General features: G+C 43.7%; 1 protein-coding gene. It reads left to right on the forward strand.

Annotated elements, in window-relative coordinates:
- On the forward strand, positions 1 to 380 hold a 380-nt coding region (locus CHH91_RS17990; protein ID WP_286160834.1), incomplete at both ends, for an ABC transporter substrate-binding protein.

Genomic DNA, 380 nt, shown 5'->3' on the forward strand with positions numbered 1-380 from the left:
ACGTCAACTTGCGTAAAGCCATGGCCCACGCCGTTGACAACAATGCTGTTGGCGAACGTTTTTATAATGGGTTTAGATGGGCTGGTACAACATTGATACCGCCATCGCACCCAACTTTCCATAACGACGAATTAGAAGGTTTTGCATACGACGTAGAGCTTGCAAACCAAATTTTAGATGACGCTGGTTATGAAGATGTTGATGGTGATGGGCTCCGTGAAGATCCAAATGGGGAAAAACTGCAATTAAACTTTGCGTCTATGAGCGGTGGCGACACTGCTGAACCACTTGCTCAGTACTATATTACCCAATGGAAAAACATTGGCATTGATGTCCAGCTTTTAGACGGAAGGTTACAAGAATTTAATACGTTCTATGAC

The sequence above is a fragment of the Virgibacillus sp. 7505 genome (genome assembly GCF_002272135.1).
GTDB lineage: Bacteria > Bacillota > Bacilli > Bacillales > Amphibacillaceae > Terribacillus.